At 67.8% G+C, this 14,626-nt stretch carries 15 protein-coding genes; 5 read left to right on the top strand and 10 right to left on the bottom strand.

Annotated features, from left to right (window positions below; all coding sequences use genetic code 11):
* Positions 1–167 precede the first annotated feature (167 nt).
* The 8 genes from BW39_RS17960 to mnmG all read right to left on the bottom strand — a co-directional run bounded on the left by BW39_RS17960 (position 168) and on the right by mnmG (position 7,909).
* The gene (locus BW39_RS17960; protein WP_043823423.1) at positions 168–992 is read right to left on the bottom strand and encodes a hypothetical protein; all 825 of its coding nucleotides are present in this window, start codon (positions 990–992) and stop codon (positions 168–170) included.
* Between the two features lie 24 nt (positions 993–1,016).
* Complete coding sequence (locus tag BW39_RS17965) at positions 1,017–2,051, bottom strand: peptidoglycan-binding domain-containing protein (RefSeq protein WP_013799966.1); 1,035 nt, start codon at positions 2,049–2,051, stop codon at positions 1,017–1,019.
* 196 nt (positions 2,052–2,247) lie between these two features.
* Positions 2,248–3,183, bottom strand: coding sequence for a ParB/RepB/Spo0J family partition protein (locus BW39_RS17970; protein WP_013799965.1), 936 nt, complete (start codon positions 3,181–3,183; stop codon positions 2,248–2,250).
* 13 nt (positions 3,184–3,196) lie between these two features.
* Complete coding sequence (locus BW39_RS17975; RefSeq protein WP_034397530.1) at positions 3,197–3,763, bottom strand: RBBP9/YdeN family alpha/beta hydrolase; 567 nt, start codon at positions 3,761–3,763, stop codon at positions 3,197–3,199.
* Positions 3,764–3,768: 5 nt separating this feature from the next.
* Positions 3,769–4,539 (bottom strand): ParA family protein, encoded by a 771-nt coding sequence (locus tag BW39_RS17980; protein WP_012201989.1) that lies wholly within the window; start codon positions 4,537–4,539, stop codon positions 3,769–3,771.
* Positions 4,540–4,552: 13 nt separating this feature from the next.
* Positions 4,553–5,167, bottom strand: coding sequence for a LysE family transporter (locus BW39_RS17985; RefSeq protein ID WP_012201988.1), 615 nt, complete (start codon positions 5,165–5,167; stop codon positions 4,553–4,555).
* A 106-nt stretch (positions 5,168–5,273) separates the two neighbouring features.
* Positions 5,274–5,933 carry a 16S rRNA (guanine(527)-N(7))-methyltransferase RsmG gene (gene rsmG, locus BW39_RS17990; RefSeq protein WP_013799961.1) on the bottom strand — a complete coding sequence of 220 codons (660 nt, stop codon included), beginning with the start codon at positions 5,931–5,933 and terminating at the stop codon, positions 5,274–5,276.
* Positions 5,930–7,909, bottom strand: coding sequence for a tRNA uridine-5-carboxymethylaminomethyl(34) synthesis enzyme MnmG (gene mnmG, locus BW39_RS17995; RefSeq protein WP_043823427.1), 1,980 nt, complete (start codon positions 7,907–7,909; stop codon positions 5,930–5,932). Before mnmG ends, rsmG begins: the two co-directional genes overlap by 4 nt.
* A 303-nt stretch (positions 7,910–8,212) precedes the next feature.
* Here mnmG and BW39_RS18000 point away from each other — a divergent pair, with 303 nt between their 5' ends.
* The 3 genes from BW39_RS18000 (at position 8,213) to BW39_RS18010 (ending at position 10,910) form a co-directional block, all read left to right on the top strand.
* Positions 8,213–8,800 carry an NADPH-dependent FMN reductase gene (locus tag BW39_RS18000; RefSeq protein ID WP_016447287.1) on the top strand — a complete coding sequence of 196 codons (588 nt, stop codon included), beginning with the start codon at positions 8,213–8,215 and terminating at the stop codon, positions 8,798–8,800.
* Between the two features lie 95 nt (positions 8,801–8,895).
* Positions 8,896–9,504 carry a glutathione transferase GstA gene (gene gstA, locus BW39_RS18005; RefSeq protein ID WP_013799958.1) on the top strand — a complete coding sequence of 203 codons (609 nt, stop codon included), beginning with the start codon at positions 8,896–8,898 and terminating at the stop codon, positions 9,502–9,504.
* Positions 9,505–9,791: 287 nt separating this feature from the next.
* Positions 9,792–10,910, top strand: a complete 1,119-nt coding sequence (locus tag BW39_RS18010) for an alkene reductase (RefSeq protein ID WP_043823429.1) — start codon at positions 9,792–9,794, stop codon at positions 10,908–10,910.
* A gap of 104 nt (positions 10,911–11,014) precedes the next feature.
* On the opposite strand, the gene BW39_RS18015 is transcribed toward BW39_RS18010, so the two are convergent.
* A complete protein-coding gene (locus tag BW39_RS18015; RefSeq protein WP_043823431.1) occupies positions 11,015–12,709 on the bottom strand; it encodes a methyl-accepting chemotaxis protein in 1,695 nt (564 codons plus the stop codon).
* Positions 12,710–13,009: 300 nt separating this feature from the next.
* Here BW39_RS18015 and BW39_RS18020 point away from each other — a divergent pair, with 300 nt between their 5' ends.
* Together BW39_RS18020 and cueR are read left to right on the top strand one after the other, a co-directional pair.
* Positions 13,010–13,204, top strand: coding sequence for a heavy-metal-associated domain-containing protein (locus tag BW39_RS18020; protein ID WP_012201975.1), 195 nt, complete (start codon positions 13,010–13,012; stop codon positions 13,202–13,204).
* A gap of 44 nt (positions 13,205–13,248) precedes the next feature.
* Positions 13,249–13,683 (top strand): Cu(I)-responsive transcriptional regulator, encoded by a 435-nt coding sequence (gene cueR / locus BW39_RS18025; RefSeq protein WP_012201974.1) that lies wholly within the window; start codon positions 13,249–13,251, stop codon positions 13,681–13,683.
* A 26-nt stretch (positions 13,684–13,709) separates the two neighbouring features.
* Here cueR and BW39_RS18030 read toward each other — a convergent pair whose 3' ends face one another.
* A complete protein-coding gene (locus tag BW39_RS18030) occupies positions 13,710–14,480 on the bottom strand; it encodes a TetR/AcrR family transcriptional regulator (protein ID WP_043823433.1) in 771 nt (256 codons plus the stop codon).
* Positions 14,481–14,626 lie beyond the last annotated feature (146 nt).

Raw genomic sequence — 14,626 nt, forward strand, 5'->3', positions numbered from 1 at the left:
TGGCAGGCACAGCAAGTCTTGCGCACGAACACAAAGAGTCAATTCCGGGGAGCATGGAGAGCCGGCCTTTCTCCTGTAAGACAAAGGCGCGAAGTGTGTGGGCCCGCCGTCCGGACTCAGTGCCTGGCCCCGGCCGTGCAATGCCACGGCTGGAGCGGCACAGGCTCTCATCGGCGCTGCTGCAGCTCCCGCCGCGCCTTTTCGTAGGGCGTCTCCTCGGGCTCGGGCACATGCACCACGGCCTCGCCGGCACCGCCCAGCGGCATGCGGTAGACCCAGAGGCTATGCCGGCCCGGGCCCTGGCGCTGCCAGGAGGGCTCCACGCCGGGCAGCGCAAAGTCCAGGCTGACCAGCCAGGCGCCTTCGGGCAGCTCCGTGGCGGCCTTGACGGCCGCACGGCCCATGCTTTCAGGGCGCTGGAACAGGTAGACCATCTGGTAGCCGCTCCAGTCGGCCAGCCAGATGTCGGCACGGCGCACGCGGGCCCAGGGGCAGCGCAGCGCGCACAGCCAGCGCAGCGGCCAGCTCCACTCCATGCCGTTGAGCCGCGCCTGCGGGTACTGCCCGCGCAGCGCGCGCAGGCCGTCACCCAGGCCGCAACCCGCATCGAGCACGGCGGCGCCATCGGGCAGCGGCGCAGCATCGGCCAGGCCTTGCAGCGCATCTGTCGGCGTGGGAAACAGCGGCGCATCGCGCCAGGCGTTGAGCGGGTAGACCAGGGTGAGCAGACCCAGCGCCGCCAGCCACAGCCAGGGGCTGATGGCGGCCAGGCCGCCCGGCCCCCACAGCATCAGGCAGGACAGCGGAAAGCCCGCCGCCACGGCCAGGCGCCGCCACCAGGGCGTGGCCAGCAGGCTGGCGAGCACGCCCAAAAAACAGGCCGCCAGCCAGGCGGCCAGCGGCCCTAGGGTCGATTGCAGCGCGGCGTAACCAAGCCAGGCGCCCGCCCAGGCAAGAAGGGCCGGGGCCGGCCAGGGAAGGCGCCGCATCATGCGCGCCCTCCGGCCGGGAGCCGCTTATTGCTGTTGCAGTGCTTGCGAGGTGGCACGGTCGAGGCGGCCGGTCTGCGGCAGGCTCTGGTCGCGCTGGAACTCGCGCAGGGCGTTCTGGGTGTTCTTGCCCATGGAGCCGTCAGGCGTGCCTGCGGTGTAGCCCAGGGCATTGAGCTTTTGCTGTGCGGCGCGCAGCGACATGCCGGCGGCATTGGCGCCCGGAGCCGATGTCTGCGAGGGTGCGGCACCGCCGTCCACGCCCAGGCGTCCACCGCCGCCCAGGCCCTGGCCCTTGACGGTCTGCGCCTTGTAGTTGCGCAGCGAGCGCACCATCTGGTTGTAGGCGTCCATGAAGGCGGCGGCGATCACCTTGCCTTCGGCCGTGCGCGTGTAGCCGCCCAGCGAGGCGCCGGCAGAGCCGCCGAACAGCGCGCCCATGCCGCCCCAGTCGGTCTTGGAGGACGAGCCTTCGGAAGCCGACACCTGCACGCCCGAGCGGTTGTCCACCAGGGCCAGCATGACCGAGGCCTCGCGGGTCTTGGTGGCCGCAGCCAGCGCGCCGAAGATGCCGCCTGCGCGGCCGCCGATGGCGCCGCCCATGCCACCGGCATCGCTCTGGTTGAAGATCACTTCGGGGGACAGGCCGTAGTCGGAGGCCACCATCTGGCCCTTGCCCAGGTTGCTGCCGCCGCGCATTTCGCCCGAGTCCATCAGCGCGCGTTCACGCGCCATGGCGCCCATGCCGGCCGCGCCGCGTTCCACGACGATGAAGCAGTTGGACTGCTGGATCATCAGGCGCAGCAGCTGCGAGGTGGGCGGCAGGCGGTACTGCTGGGTGAGGATGGTGTACCAGCCCGCGGTCTGGTTCTCGACCAGGGAGATGGTGCCCAGCGAGGAGTCGCAACGCTCCAGCTCGGTGTTGGCGTTCTCGGCGCTGGCACCGCCTGCGGCGCCCGTGGCCACGGTCTTGGCTTCCGGCGAGCCCATGCGCATGTCGGTGGTCACGCAGCCGGTCAGCGCCACGGCAGCGATGGCAGTCAGGGCAAGATACTTCTTCACGTTGTAATCCTCTTGGTCTGGTCTAGGTGAATCAGCGCCAGGGCAATGGGCGTCCACGCACTGGCAGCGTCGCCAGTCAGCGATTACACACAATTACCCCGCATAACAGCGCGCAAATATACCGGGATTCACCCTTGCGAAAAAGCGCTGCTTTGCTGGAGAACGACAGATCACAGACGGTTACAAGCTGTTGTCATCACTCGGGTGCATCACCGCGCAAACGTTCGATCAGCCCGTTGAGCGCATCGAGCGAGCCGAACTGGATCGCCACTTCGCCCATTTCCTGCAGCTTGCCGCCACGGCGCACGGACTTCTTGATGCGCACTTCGACATCGGCCATGAGCAGGTCGGACAGCTCTTCTTCCACGCGCTTGATGTCGCGCGACTTGCCGTCCTTCTTGGACTTCTGGCGCACCAGGCTGAAGTCGGCGCCGATCTTCTTGACCAGGGCCTCGGCCTCGCGCACCGACAGCTTCTTGGCCGCGATCTGGTTGCCGGCCGTGATCTGGGCCGCGCGGTCCAGCGACAGCAGGGCGCGCGCATGGCCCATGTCGATGTCGCCGGCCATGAGCATGGTCTGCACCGGGTCGGCCAGGTTGAGCAGGCGCAGGATGTTGGTGGCCGCGCTGCGCGAGCGTCCCACGGCCTGGGCCGCCTGCTCGTGCGTGAGGCCGAATTCCTTGACCAGGCGCGACAGGCCCTGGGCCTCTTCCAGCGGGTTGAGGTCCTCGCGCTGGATGTTCTCGATCAGCGCCATCGCGGCGGCGGCCTCGTCGGGCACCTCGCGCACCAGCACCGGCACCTCGGCCAGGCCGGCGATGCGGGCCGCACGGAAGCGCCGCTCGCCCGCGATGATTTCGTACTTGCCGGCGTGGTCGCCCTTGGCCAGGCGGCGCACCAGAATGGGCTGCATGATCCCCTGGGCCTTGATGCTTTCGGCCAGCTCGTAGAGCGCGCCCTCGTCCATGTGGGTGCGCGGCTGGTACTGGCCGGGCACCATGACGTCGAGCTGCAGGATGCTGGGCAGGCCGGTCTCGGCCACCGGGCCGCCGCCCTCTTCCTTGTCGTGGACCTTGGGTCCGAGCAGGGCTTCCAGCCCGCGTCCCAGTCCCTTGGGTTTCTTGGTCACCATGGTGTTGTCCTTGTCAAAGCGATGCCAGCAGCGCGTGTCCGCTGTCCCAGTCGCCCAGCCCGCTGGCCGTGTTGAGATGGCCCGAAGGCCCTGCGTCGACGAAGCGTGCGCCCCAGGCATCGGCCATGGCTTGCACGCGCTGGGCGCTGCAGTAAATGTCGTTGTCGCTGCCGACCACGATGGAGGCAAACGGCAGGCGCTGCATCATCACGGGCGACCAGCCGGGCAGTTGCTCGCGCAGCTGGGGCTGCTCGGTATCGCCGGGGGCCACCAGCAGCGCGCCACGCACCTTGCGGGCGGCCAGCGGCGAATGCGCCGCCCACCAGGCCACAAGGATGCAGCCCAGGCTGTGCGCCACCAGCACCACGGGGCGCGGCGCGTCGAGCACCGTCTCCTGCAGCCTGGCGCTCCAGTCGCCGCGCAGCGGACGGTCCCAGTCGTTTTGCTCCAGGCGGCGGTAGCCGTGGCGCTGCTCCCAGCGGCTTTGCCAGTGGTCGGCGTCCGAGTTCTGCCAGCCGGGCAGCAGCCAGATGTCCTCGGCAGCAACGCCCTGCCCCGGCGTTTCATGTGGCACCTGCATGGCTCTCACATCTTCTTGATGCGGCGCACCATCTCGTGCGCGAAATCGATGAAGGCCTTGCTGCCCTTGGCGCCCGGGTCGAAGACCACGCCCGGCACGCCATAGCTGGGCGCCTCGGCCAGGCGCACGTTGCGCGGGATGACGGTGTCGAACACCTTGTCGCCGAAGTGCTCCTTGAGCTGGTCGCTGACCTGCTGCTGCAGCGTGGTGCGCGGATCGAACATCACGCGCAGCAGGCCGATGATCTGCAGGTCGGGGTTCATGTTGGCGTGCACCTGCTTGATGGTGTTGACCAGGTCGGTCAGGCCTTCGAGCGCGAAGTACTCGCACTGCATGGGCACGACCACGCCATGGGCCGCGCACAGGCCGTTCAAGGTGAGCATGGACAGGCTGGGTGGGCAGTCCACCAGCACGAAGTCGTAGTCGGCATCGACCGCCTTGAGGGCGCCCTTCAGGCGATCGTTGCGGCGCTCCAGGGTGACCAGCTCGATCTCGGCGCCGCTGAGTTCGCGGTTGGCGCCCAGCACGTCGTAGCCCACGGCCTCGGAACGCACGGCGGCTTCCTTGACGCTAGCGTTCTCCAGCAGCACGTCGTAGACCGACAGCTCCAGCGCACGCTTGTCCACGCCCGAGCCCATGGTGGCATTGCCCTGCGGGTCCAGGTCGATCATCAGCACGCGCTGGCCGACCTTGGCCAGGCCCGCTGCAAGGTTGACGGCGGTGGTGGTCTTGCCGACCCCGCCCTTTTGATTGGCGACACAGAAGATTTTGGCCATGGTATTTACACGCTTATTTGGCGATGGCCAGCTTGAGGCCAAAACCGATCAGGAACACGCCCGCAGTCTTTTCGAGAACCCGGGAAACCGCAGGATTGGCGCGCATGCGCTCGGCCAGATGCGCGGTCAGCAGCACCACGATCAGGCAATAGAGAAAGGTCAGAGCGGCCACCGTGGCCGCCATCACCGCGAACGTGAGCAGGCCCTGGTGGCTTGCGGGATCCACGAACAGCGGGAAGAAGGCCATGTAGAACACGATGGACTTGGGGTTCATCAGGGTGATCAGGCCGGCCTGGCGAAAGTAGTGGCGCGGCTCGATGTGCAGCACGGGCTTGTCGCCGGGCTTGGCCGTGAGCATCCTGAAACCCAGCCAGCCCAGGTAGGCGGCGCCCAGCCACTGCACGGCATGGAAGGCCGTGGGATAGGAGGCCAGCAGCGCGGCCACGCCCGCCACGGCCATCCAGATCAGCACCTGGTCGGCCGCCAGCACGCCGGCGCAGGCCGCCATTCCGGCACGTATGCCGCCCTTGCCGGTGGAGGTGATCAGCGCCAGATTGCCCGGCCCCGGAATCAGCAAAAACAGAAGAATGGCAACAACGAATGCGCTGAAATCGGAGATGCCGAACATGCTGACCCCTGAGCGATGAAAGCTGGGAGTTTATGCGAGGGCCATGGCCAGCGCATGTGGAACATGGCCCCGCCGCAACGCGGCAGTGTGCCATTCGGTAAAAAAATCAGGCGCAAACGCGCAGCCAGAGGATGCAGCGCTCGGCATCCAGGCCCGGCACCTTCAATGGTTCCACGTGAAACACCTGCACGTCGGCGGGCAACGCGGCGATTTCATCGTCGGGGTGCTTGCCCTTCATGGCCAGCCAGGTGCCGCCCTCCTCCAGCGCCTGGCGCGACCAGCTGGTGAAGTCCACCAGCGAGGCAAAGGCACGGCAGCTGATCAGCGGATAGCGCGTGGTCAGCTGCTCCACGCGGCTGTGGATGCCGCGCAGGTTGGGCAGGCGCAGCGTGGCCGCCGCCTGCTGGATGAAGGCCGCCTTCTTGCCCACCGTGTCCACGCAGTGCACGTCGATCTGCGGGCAGCAGATGGCAAAGACCACGCCGGGCAGGCCGCCGCCCGAGCCCACGTCCAGCATGGCGGTGCGGCCTTCGCGCGCAGGCATCTGTGCCAGATGGCGCTGCAGCGCAGGCACGGCAGCCAGGCTGTCGAGCAGGTGATGGGTCAGCATCTCCTGCGGATCACGCACGGCCGTGAGGTTGTAGACCTTGTTCCACTTGCCCAGCAGGGCCTGGAATTCCATCAGCGTATCGATCTGGGCGGGGGTGAGGTCCAGCCCCAGCGCCTGCAGGCCGGCTTCGAGCGGAGCGCGCAGTTCCTGGCTCATGCGGATGCCTCCTCGCCCTTCGCGTCAGTCACATCCGGTGCAAAGCCGCGGAAGCCGCCCTTCTTCAGGTGCACCATCAGCAGCGAGATCGCCGCCGGCGTCACGCCCGACATGCGCGACGCCTGGCCCAAGGTCTCGGGCCTGTGCTTTTGCAGCGACTGGCGCACCTCGAAGGACAGGGCCGGCACCTGCATGTAGTCCAGCTCGGCCGGCAGGCGCAGGTTCTCGAAGTGGGCGGCGCGCTGCACCTCGTCCTTCTGGCGGTCGATGTAGCCCGCGTACTTGGCCGCGATTTCCACCTGCTCGACCACGGAGCCGCTGAGATGGCCCAGCACCTCCGGCTGCACATCGGCCGAGGCATAGCGGCCCTCGTTCAGGCTCATCAGCTTGCCGTAGCCCACATCGGGCCGACGCAGCAGGTCGAACAGGTTGTACTCGCGCTCGATGGACTTGCCCAGCACCCGCTCCGACTCCTCGGGCGTGACGATGCGCGGATTGACCCAGGTGGACTTCAGGCGCTCTGTTTCACGTGAAACAGCATCGCGCTTGCGGCTGAAGGCATCCCAGCGCGCATCGTCCACCAGGCCCATGGCGCGGCCCGCTTCGGTCAGGCGCATGTCGGCGTTGTCCTCGCGCAGCTGCAGACGGAACTCGGCGCGGCTGGTGAACATGCGGTAGGGCTCGGTCACGCCCTTGGTGATCAGGTCATCGACCAGCACGCCCAGGTAGGCCTCGTCGCGGCGCGGCAGCCAGGCTTCCTGGCCACGGCACTGCAGCGCGGCGTTGAGGCCGGCGAACAGGCCCTGGGCCGCCGCTTCCTCGTAGCCGGTCGTGCCGTTGATCTGGCCCGCGAAGAACAGGCCCTGGATCTGGCGCGTCTCGAAGCTGCTCTTGAGCGAGCGCGGATCGAAGTAGTCGTACTCGATGGCGTAGCCGGGGCGCAGGATGTGTGCGTTCTCCAGCCCCTTCATGCTGCGCACCAGTTCGTACTGGATGTCGAAGGGCAGGCTGGTGGAGATGCCGTTGGGATAGAACTCGTTGGTGGTCAGGCCTTCGGGCTCCAGGAAGATCTGGTGGCTTTCCTTGTCGGCAAAGCGGTTGATCTTGTCCTCGACGCTGGGACAGTAGCGCGGGCCCACGCCCTCGATCTTGCCCGTGAACATGGGGCTGCGGTCAAAGCCGCTGCGGATGATGTCGTGCGTGCGCTCGTTGGTGTGGGTGATCCAGCAAGGCATCTGGCGCGGGTGCATGGCCGCATTGCCGATGAAGCTGAACACCGGCAGCACGCCTTCGTTGACACCACCGGGCATGCCGTCGCCGGGCTGCTCCTCGCACTGCGAGAAATCGATGCTGCGGCCATCCAGGCGCGGCGGCGTGCCGGTCTTCAGGCGCCCCTGGGGCAGCTGCAGCTCCTTGAGCCGCGACGACAGGCTGACGGCCGGCGGATCGCCCGCGCGGCCTGCCGCGTAGTTGTTCAGGCCCACGTGGATCTTGCCGTCCAGGAAGGTGCCCGCCGTGAGCACCACGGTGCGGCTGCGAAAGCGCACGCCCACCTGGGTGACGGCACCCACCACGCGGTCGCCCTCGACCATGAGGTCATCCACCGCCTGCTGGAACAGCCACAGGTTGGGCTGGTTCTCCAGCATGTCGCGGATGGCGGCCTTGTAGAGAATGCGGTCGGCCTGGGCGCGCGTGGCACGCACGGCCGGGCCCTTGGAGCTGTTGAGGATGCGGAACTGTATGCCGCCGATATCGGTGGCCAGCGCCATCGCGCCGCCCAGCGCATCCACTTCCTTGACCAGATGGCCCTTGCCGATCCCGCCGATGCTGGGATTGCAGCTCATCTGGCCCAGGGTCTCGATGTTGTGGCTCAGCAGCAGCGTCCTGCAGCCCATGCGCGCGGCGGCCAGCGCCGCCTCGGTGCCGGCGTGGCCGCCACCGACCACGATCACATCAAATTCCTGTGGGTACAACATGCTTATCACTCCGGGGGCCTGCCCGGCCCAAGCCCCCGACACGGAGCACTCACGCTCCGGCGCTCATGGCAGGCGGCCCTCGTTCATGTAGCGAGGGGAACCCAGCGGGGAACCCGCGATTTTCCCACCTTTGCCGCACCAATGCCTTGCAAGGGGTCGGCCGGCCCCGCCACCGGGCCGGCACTGCGCCGGTGTTCCACGTGAAACAGTGCGGCGGACACAGCGTGTGCACCGCAGGATGCTGCGCGCCGCCACCCGCAGGGCGGCCCGCTTGCAAGAAACATGTGCAGGGCCTGTGATGCAATGGCGGCCATGCAGATCCTCATCTTCGCGGGCAGTACCCGCCAACAATCGCACAACCGGCGCCTGGCCGCCGCCGCCGCCGACATGGCGCGCGAACTGGGCGCCCAGCCCACGCTGCTGGAGCTGTCGGATTTCGACATCCCCATGTACAACGCCGACCTGGAGGCCAGCGGCACGCCGCCCGACGTGCTGCGCTTCAAGGCCGCGCTGCACAGCCACCCGGCCTGGCTGATCTGCTCGCCCGAGTACAACGGCAGCTACCCTGCCCTGCTCAAGAACGCCATTGACTGGGCTTCCAGCCCCGTGGCCGGTGATCCGGTCTGGTCCGATGGCACCCTGCCCTTTCGCGGCAAGGTCGTGGGCATGGCCAGCGCCTCGCCCGGCGGCCTGGGCGGCCTGCGCGCCCAGTCGCACCTGGCGCCGCTGCTGCTGAACCTGCAGTGCTGGCTGGCCCCCGTGAGCCACGCCGTCGGCCAGGCAGGCCAGGCATTCGACGACGCCGGCCGCCTGCAGCGCCCCCAGGACCAGCAGGGCATGAAGGCCGTGCTGGAACAGGTGCTCTGGGCTGCACAGCGCCTGTCGGCCTGAACCCTGCCGCCAGCGCGGTCCCATCATGCGCAGCCCCTGCACATGGGGTTAGCATGGGCGCTTGTCTTTCTTACCCTGATCGGAAGCCATCCACCATGAAGCTCTACTACAGCCCTGGCGCCTGCTCTCTGTCTCCCCACATCGTCCTGCACGAGGCGGGCCTGGCCTACGAGCCGGTCCTGGCCAGCACCAAGACGCACAAGCTGCAGGACGGCACGGACTACTACGGCATCAACCCGCTGGGCTATGTTCCCTTCCTCGTGCTCGACGACGGCGACACGCTGCATGAAGGCCCGGCCATCGTCCAGTACCTGGCCGATCTGGTCCCCGAGAAGAAGCTGGCGCCTGCCAACGGCACCATGGCCCGCTACCACCTTCAGGAGTGGCTGAACTTCATCGGCACCGAGCTGCACAAGGGCTTCGGCCCCCTGTTCAACCCCGCCACGCCCGACGACTACAAGCCCGTGGTGCGCCAGCGCGTGCTGGACCGCCTCAAGTGGGTGGACGGCGAGCTCAATGGCCGCGACTACCTGATGGGCGAGCAGTTCACCGTGGCCGACGCCTACCTGTTCACCGTGACGGGCTGGGCCCAGTTCGTGGGCGTGGACATCTCCGAGCTGACCAACCTCCTGGCCTACCGCGAGCGCGTGCTGGCCCGCCCTGCCGTGCAGGCGGCGATGAAGGCCGAAGGCCTGCTCAAGTAAGCAGCGCCGCGCTGCTGCGCTCAAGGCCTGACGGGGCCGGCTGGTGTGGAACCGGCCGGCCCTTTGTCTTTGGTGCCTGCGGCGCAGGCCTGGCGCGTGCGGATGCGCGGCTGCACCTCGGCGGGTGCCGCGCGCATCTGCCGGACCATTCGGCATGCGGGCGTCGCCTGCACGACAGCGCGCAAATCCCTGGCCTGCACGATTGATTCCATGGGCGTAATCTGTGCCGTACGCCGCGCCGCCCGCACGGGTGGCGCTTTTGCTTCACGCACAGAAAGCCCCGTTGCATGACCTCTCTGTTCGAACCCATACAGGCTGGCGAACTGCGCCTGCCCAACCGCATCGCCATGGCGCCGCTGACGCGCAACCGCGCACCCCAGGCCCTGCCCAACGACATCATGGTCACCTACTACGCCCAGCGCGCCAGCGCCGGCCTGCTGATCAGCGAAGGCACGGCCATCAGCCACCAGGGCCAGGGCTATGCCCATGTGCCGGGCCTGTACGGCAGCGAGCAGCTCGACGGCTGGAAGCGCGTGACCGACGCCGTGCACAAGGCCGGCGGGCGCATCGTCACCCAGCTGTGGCATGTGGGCCGGGTCTCGCATACCTCGCTGCAGCCCGAAGGCCAGGCGCCCGTGGGGCCGTCCCCGGTGGCGGCCAAATCCAAGACCTATGTGATCGACGAGGACTCGGGCAAGGGCCAGTTCGTGCCCACCTCCGCGCCGCGCGCGCTCGCCCAGCACGAGCTTCCCGCCATCGTCCACAGCTTCGCCGTGGCCGCGCGCAATGCCGTGGAGACGGCCGGCTTCGACGGCGTGGAGCTGCACGGCGCCAACGGCTATCTGCTGGACCAGTTCCTCAAGACCGGCGCCAACCAGCGCGATGACGACTACGGCGGCAGCATCGAGAACCGCGCCCGCCTGCTGCTCGAATGCACGCGCGCCGCCGCCGATGCCGTGGGCGGCGGCCGCGTGGGCATCCGCCTGTCGCCCGTGACGCCGGCCAACGACATCGCAGATGCCGACCCCCAGCCGCTGTTCGAATACGTGGTGCGCCAGCTGGCGCCGCTGGGCCTGGCCTACATCCATATCATCGAAGGCTCCACCGGCGGCCCGCGTGAGTTGCCCGACCGGCCCTTCGACTACGCGGCGCTCAAATCCGCCTACCGCGAGGCCGGCGGCCAGGGCGCCTGGATGGTCAACAACGGCTATGACCGTGACATGGCGCTGCGCGCCGTGGAAAACGGCCACGCCGATATCGTGGCCTTCGGCAAGGCCTTCATCTCCAACCCCGACCTGGTCCACCGCCTGCGCGACGACCTGCCGCTGAACCCCTGGAACTCCAGCCTGTTCTACGGCGGCGGCACCGAGGGCTATATCGACTACCCGTTCGCGCGCCAGGCCTGATTTGCAGCGCTGCAAAGCAAAAAGCCCGCAGGCATGGCCTGCGGGCTTTTTCGTTCGGGCGATTCACGGGGTCACGTGAAACAGGGCCGCTGGCCCCTGCCTTCTCAGGCGTGTTCCAGCAACTGGGTCTCGCGGGCCGAAGCCAGCGGGGTGCGGCCGGCAGCCGGGGCCAGGCCGGGCTTGCCCTGGCCGGGACGGCCATAGGAAGCATGCGAGCCCATGGACGCCACGGCCGCACCGGCAATGCGGAACTGGCCCACCACCTGCGCCAGGCGCGCGGCCTGCTCGCGCAGCGACTCAGCGGCGGCGGCCGATTCCTCGACCAGGGCTGCGTTCTGCTGCGTCATGCGGTCGATATCGCCCACGGCCTGATTGACCTGGCCGATGCCGCCCGACTGCTCGCTGGAAGCCGCCGTGATCTCGCCAATGATGTCGCCCACGCGCTGCACGCTGTCCACGATTTCCTTCATGGTCTTGCCAGCATCCTCGACCTGACGCACGCCCACGTCCACGGCCTGCACGCTGGTCTGGATCAGCGCCTTGATCTCGCTGGCCGCCTGGGCCGAGCGCTGGGCCAGGGACCGCACCTCGGCCGCCACCACGGCAAAGCCGCGGCCCTGCTCGCCGGCGCGTGCCGCTTCCACGGCGGCGTTCAGCGCCAGGATGTTGGTCTGGAAGGCGATGGAGTCGATCAGGCCGATGATGTCGCCGATCTTGCGGCTGGAGGTCGTGATCTCCTGCATGCTCACCACGGCCTGGGCCACCACGTCGCCACCGCGCGTGGCCGTGGTCGAGGCAGAGGCCGCCAGCTGGTTGGCCAGTTGCGAGGACGATGCCGTCTGCTGCACCGTGGCCGTGAGCTGGGACAGCGAGGCCACGGTCTCCTGCACATTGCTGGCCGTCTGCTCGGTGCGCGAGGACAGGTCCTGGTTGCCCGTGGCGATCTCCTGGCTGGCCGTGGCAATGTTGCCGCTGGCGTCGCGCACCTGGGTCACCATGGAGCCCAGGCTCTGCTGCATCTGGTCCAGCGCGCGCTGCAGGTCGGCCACCTCGTCCTTGCCCTCCACCTTCACGCTCTGCGACAGATCGCCCTGGGCGATGGTCAGCGCCGTCTGGCGCGCCTGCACCAGGGGGCGGCAGATGGACAGCATGTTCATCAGCGTCAGCGGCACCACCACCAGCACCGTGAGCACCACGGCCGCCACGAAGATCCACTGCGTCTGCTCGGCCACGCCCTGCTCCTCGGCGGCCATGGCATCGACCTGCTGGCGCAGCAGCTGGTCGAGCTGGGCGATGAGCTTTTCGACCTCGGCCACCTCGGCCATGGCCTTGCCGCTCATGCGGTTGGCCGTGGTCGCCGTGTCATAGCCACCGGCCTCCAGCTGCCGCGCAATGTGCTCGAACTGCTGGCGGTAGCGGTCCACGCGCTCGGAGATGCCGCTGACGATGGCATCGTCGGCCGGGTCCTCGTCCTTCAGAAAGCGCTCGGCCACGGATTTCACGCGGTCGATGGCGGCCAGCCACTGGGTGTGGGCCTTGCGCACCTCTTCGGCGCGCTCGTACTGGATGATCATGTCCTTTTCATGGGCGCGCACGGCACCCAGCTCGGCGCGCAACTCCACCATGTAGCCCATCTTGGCGTACGAGGTATGCATGAACTGCTGACTCATGCCATGGATGCGGAACATGCCCAGCATCCCGGCTCCGCCCAGCAGACCCAGCAGTACCAGCACCATGGCGATGGCACCCAGCATCCGCGTGCGGATCGTGAAAGCCCGCATCATTCCCAACAAGTTCATGACCGTTTTCCTCTCTGTCAGTCAAGGCGCCCGCACGGTCTCCAAATGCATAGCGCCAACGTAAATACAAATTGTTGCAGTTTGTCAGATGATCGCCAATGGCCTATGACGGTTTTTGCCTATTCACGGCTCTTTTCGATCTATCGGCCATTGCAGCGGATCATTGAGCCGGCCGGCTCACATCGAATTGGGCCAAATCAACCCTTGTCCAGCCAGGCGCTTGACCTTGCCATGGTGTCAGGGTTCAACATGCCGTCCATGGCTTGCGCCACTTCGGCGCGCCCCAACCAGGAGCGAGAGATGCAACATGTTTTCACCGTGCAGGGCATGACCTGCGGCCACTGCGAACGCGCCGTCACCCAGGCCGTGCAGGGCGTGGATGACCAGGCCCAGGTAAAAATCGATCGCGCCGCCCAGCGCGTTGAAGTCGACAGCAGCGCCAGCCGCGAGGCACTGGGCGCCGCCATTGCCGAAGAAGGCTACAAGGTCGCCTGAGAGACACCTCAAAGACACCCGAAGGCATCCGAAAGGCACGCACCATGTCCGCCCACCCCGCACAGCACTGGCCCGTCTCCATCGGCGAGGCCGCGCGCCGCGCCGGTGTCTCGGCGCGCATGGTGCGCCACTACGAAGCCCAGGGCCTGCTGCCGCCCATGCACCGCACGGACGGCGGCTACCGCCAGTACGCCGAGGCCGACGTGCATGCCCTACGCTTCATCCGCCGGGGGCGCGACCTCGGTTTCTCCATGGACGAGATCGCCACCCTGCTCGGCCTGTGGCAGGACAAGAGCCGCGCCAGCAGCCAGGTCAAGGCCATCGCCCAGCGCCACATCGACGAACTGACCGAGCGCATCGCCGCCATGCAGGCCATGCAGCGCACGCTCAAGACCCTGGTGCACTGCTGCCACGGCGACGACCGGCCGGACTGCCCGATATTGGATGATCTGGCGGCGCAGGAGAGTGCGGCGCCGTAGCGTGTCTCACGGCAGGGAACGGCGCTTCAGCCGCCCGCCTTCGCACGCTTTGCAGGCTTGCCCACCTTGGGTGGCTTGGATAACTTGGGCGTATCGGGAACATCCGCCCGCCGCAACACCCCCCCCATCAAGGTATCAATGCACTGCTGCGCCACTTCCTCGGCCGAGTACTGGCCGCCAGGCTGGTACCAGCGGCCTATCCAGCTGAGCGCGCCAGCAATCACGAAGGCGGTCATCTTGGGGTCGCAGGGGGCCAGCGAGCCCTCCTGCACGCCGGCGGCCACAAGGCGGCGGAAGGCCTGGTCTATGGCGGCCTTCTGGCGGCGCAGTTCGCGGCGGCTGTCGGGGGGGACCTGTTCGTCGCCCACGCGGATCAGACACATGCCGAAGTCCATGGTGACGATGCGCGCATAGACCTGCATGCAGGCGCGCAGCTGGTCCACGGCCTGGCCGCCTGCGCGGCGCGAGGCCTCGATGCCTTCCAGCGTCATGGCCAGGCCCTGGTTCACGCACTGCAGCAGGATCTCGTCCTTGTTCTTGACGTAGTAGTACAGCGTGGGCTTGCTCACGCCCAGCCGTGCGGCGATGTCGTCCAGCGAGGTGGCGGAGAAGCCGCGCTCGTTGAACAGCTGCGCGGCGGCCTGCAGCACGGCCTGGCGCTTGGCCTCGCGCTGCTGCTCGCGGTCGGGCGTGCCGCTCCAGGGCGAGTCCACGGAGGGCGCCGCACGGCCTTTGCCGGCGCGGGTTCCGGGGCTGGGGCTGGGTCGGGTCTTGGTTTCAGGGCTCGATGGCTTCATGGCGGCGGGTGCACCGGGGAAATCACCGATGCTGCATGCGGAGGGCGACAACCAGAATCTACTCCAAAGTAAACAGCCTACGCATCAGTAGGCTCCTGCCCGGCTCGACGAACCAACGCACGAGAGCGCCTTCACGCCGCCAAAGG

The organism is Delftia sp. RIT313, assembly GCF_000632165.1.
In the GTDB taxonomy this organism is placed as follows: Bacteria; Pseudomonadota; Gammaproteobacteria; order Burkholderiales; family Burkholderiaceae_C; genus Comamonas; species Comamonas acidovorans.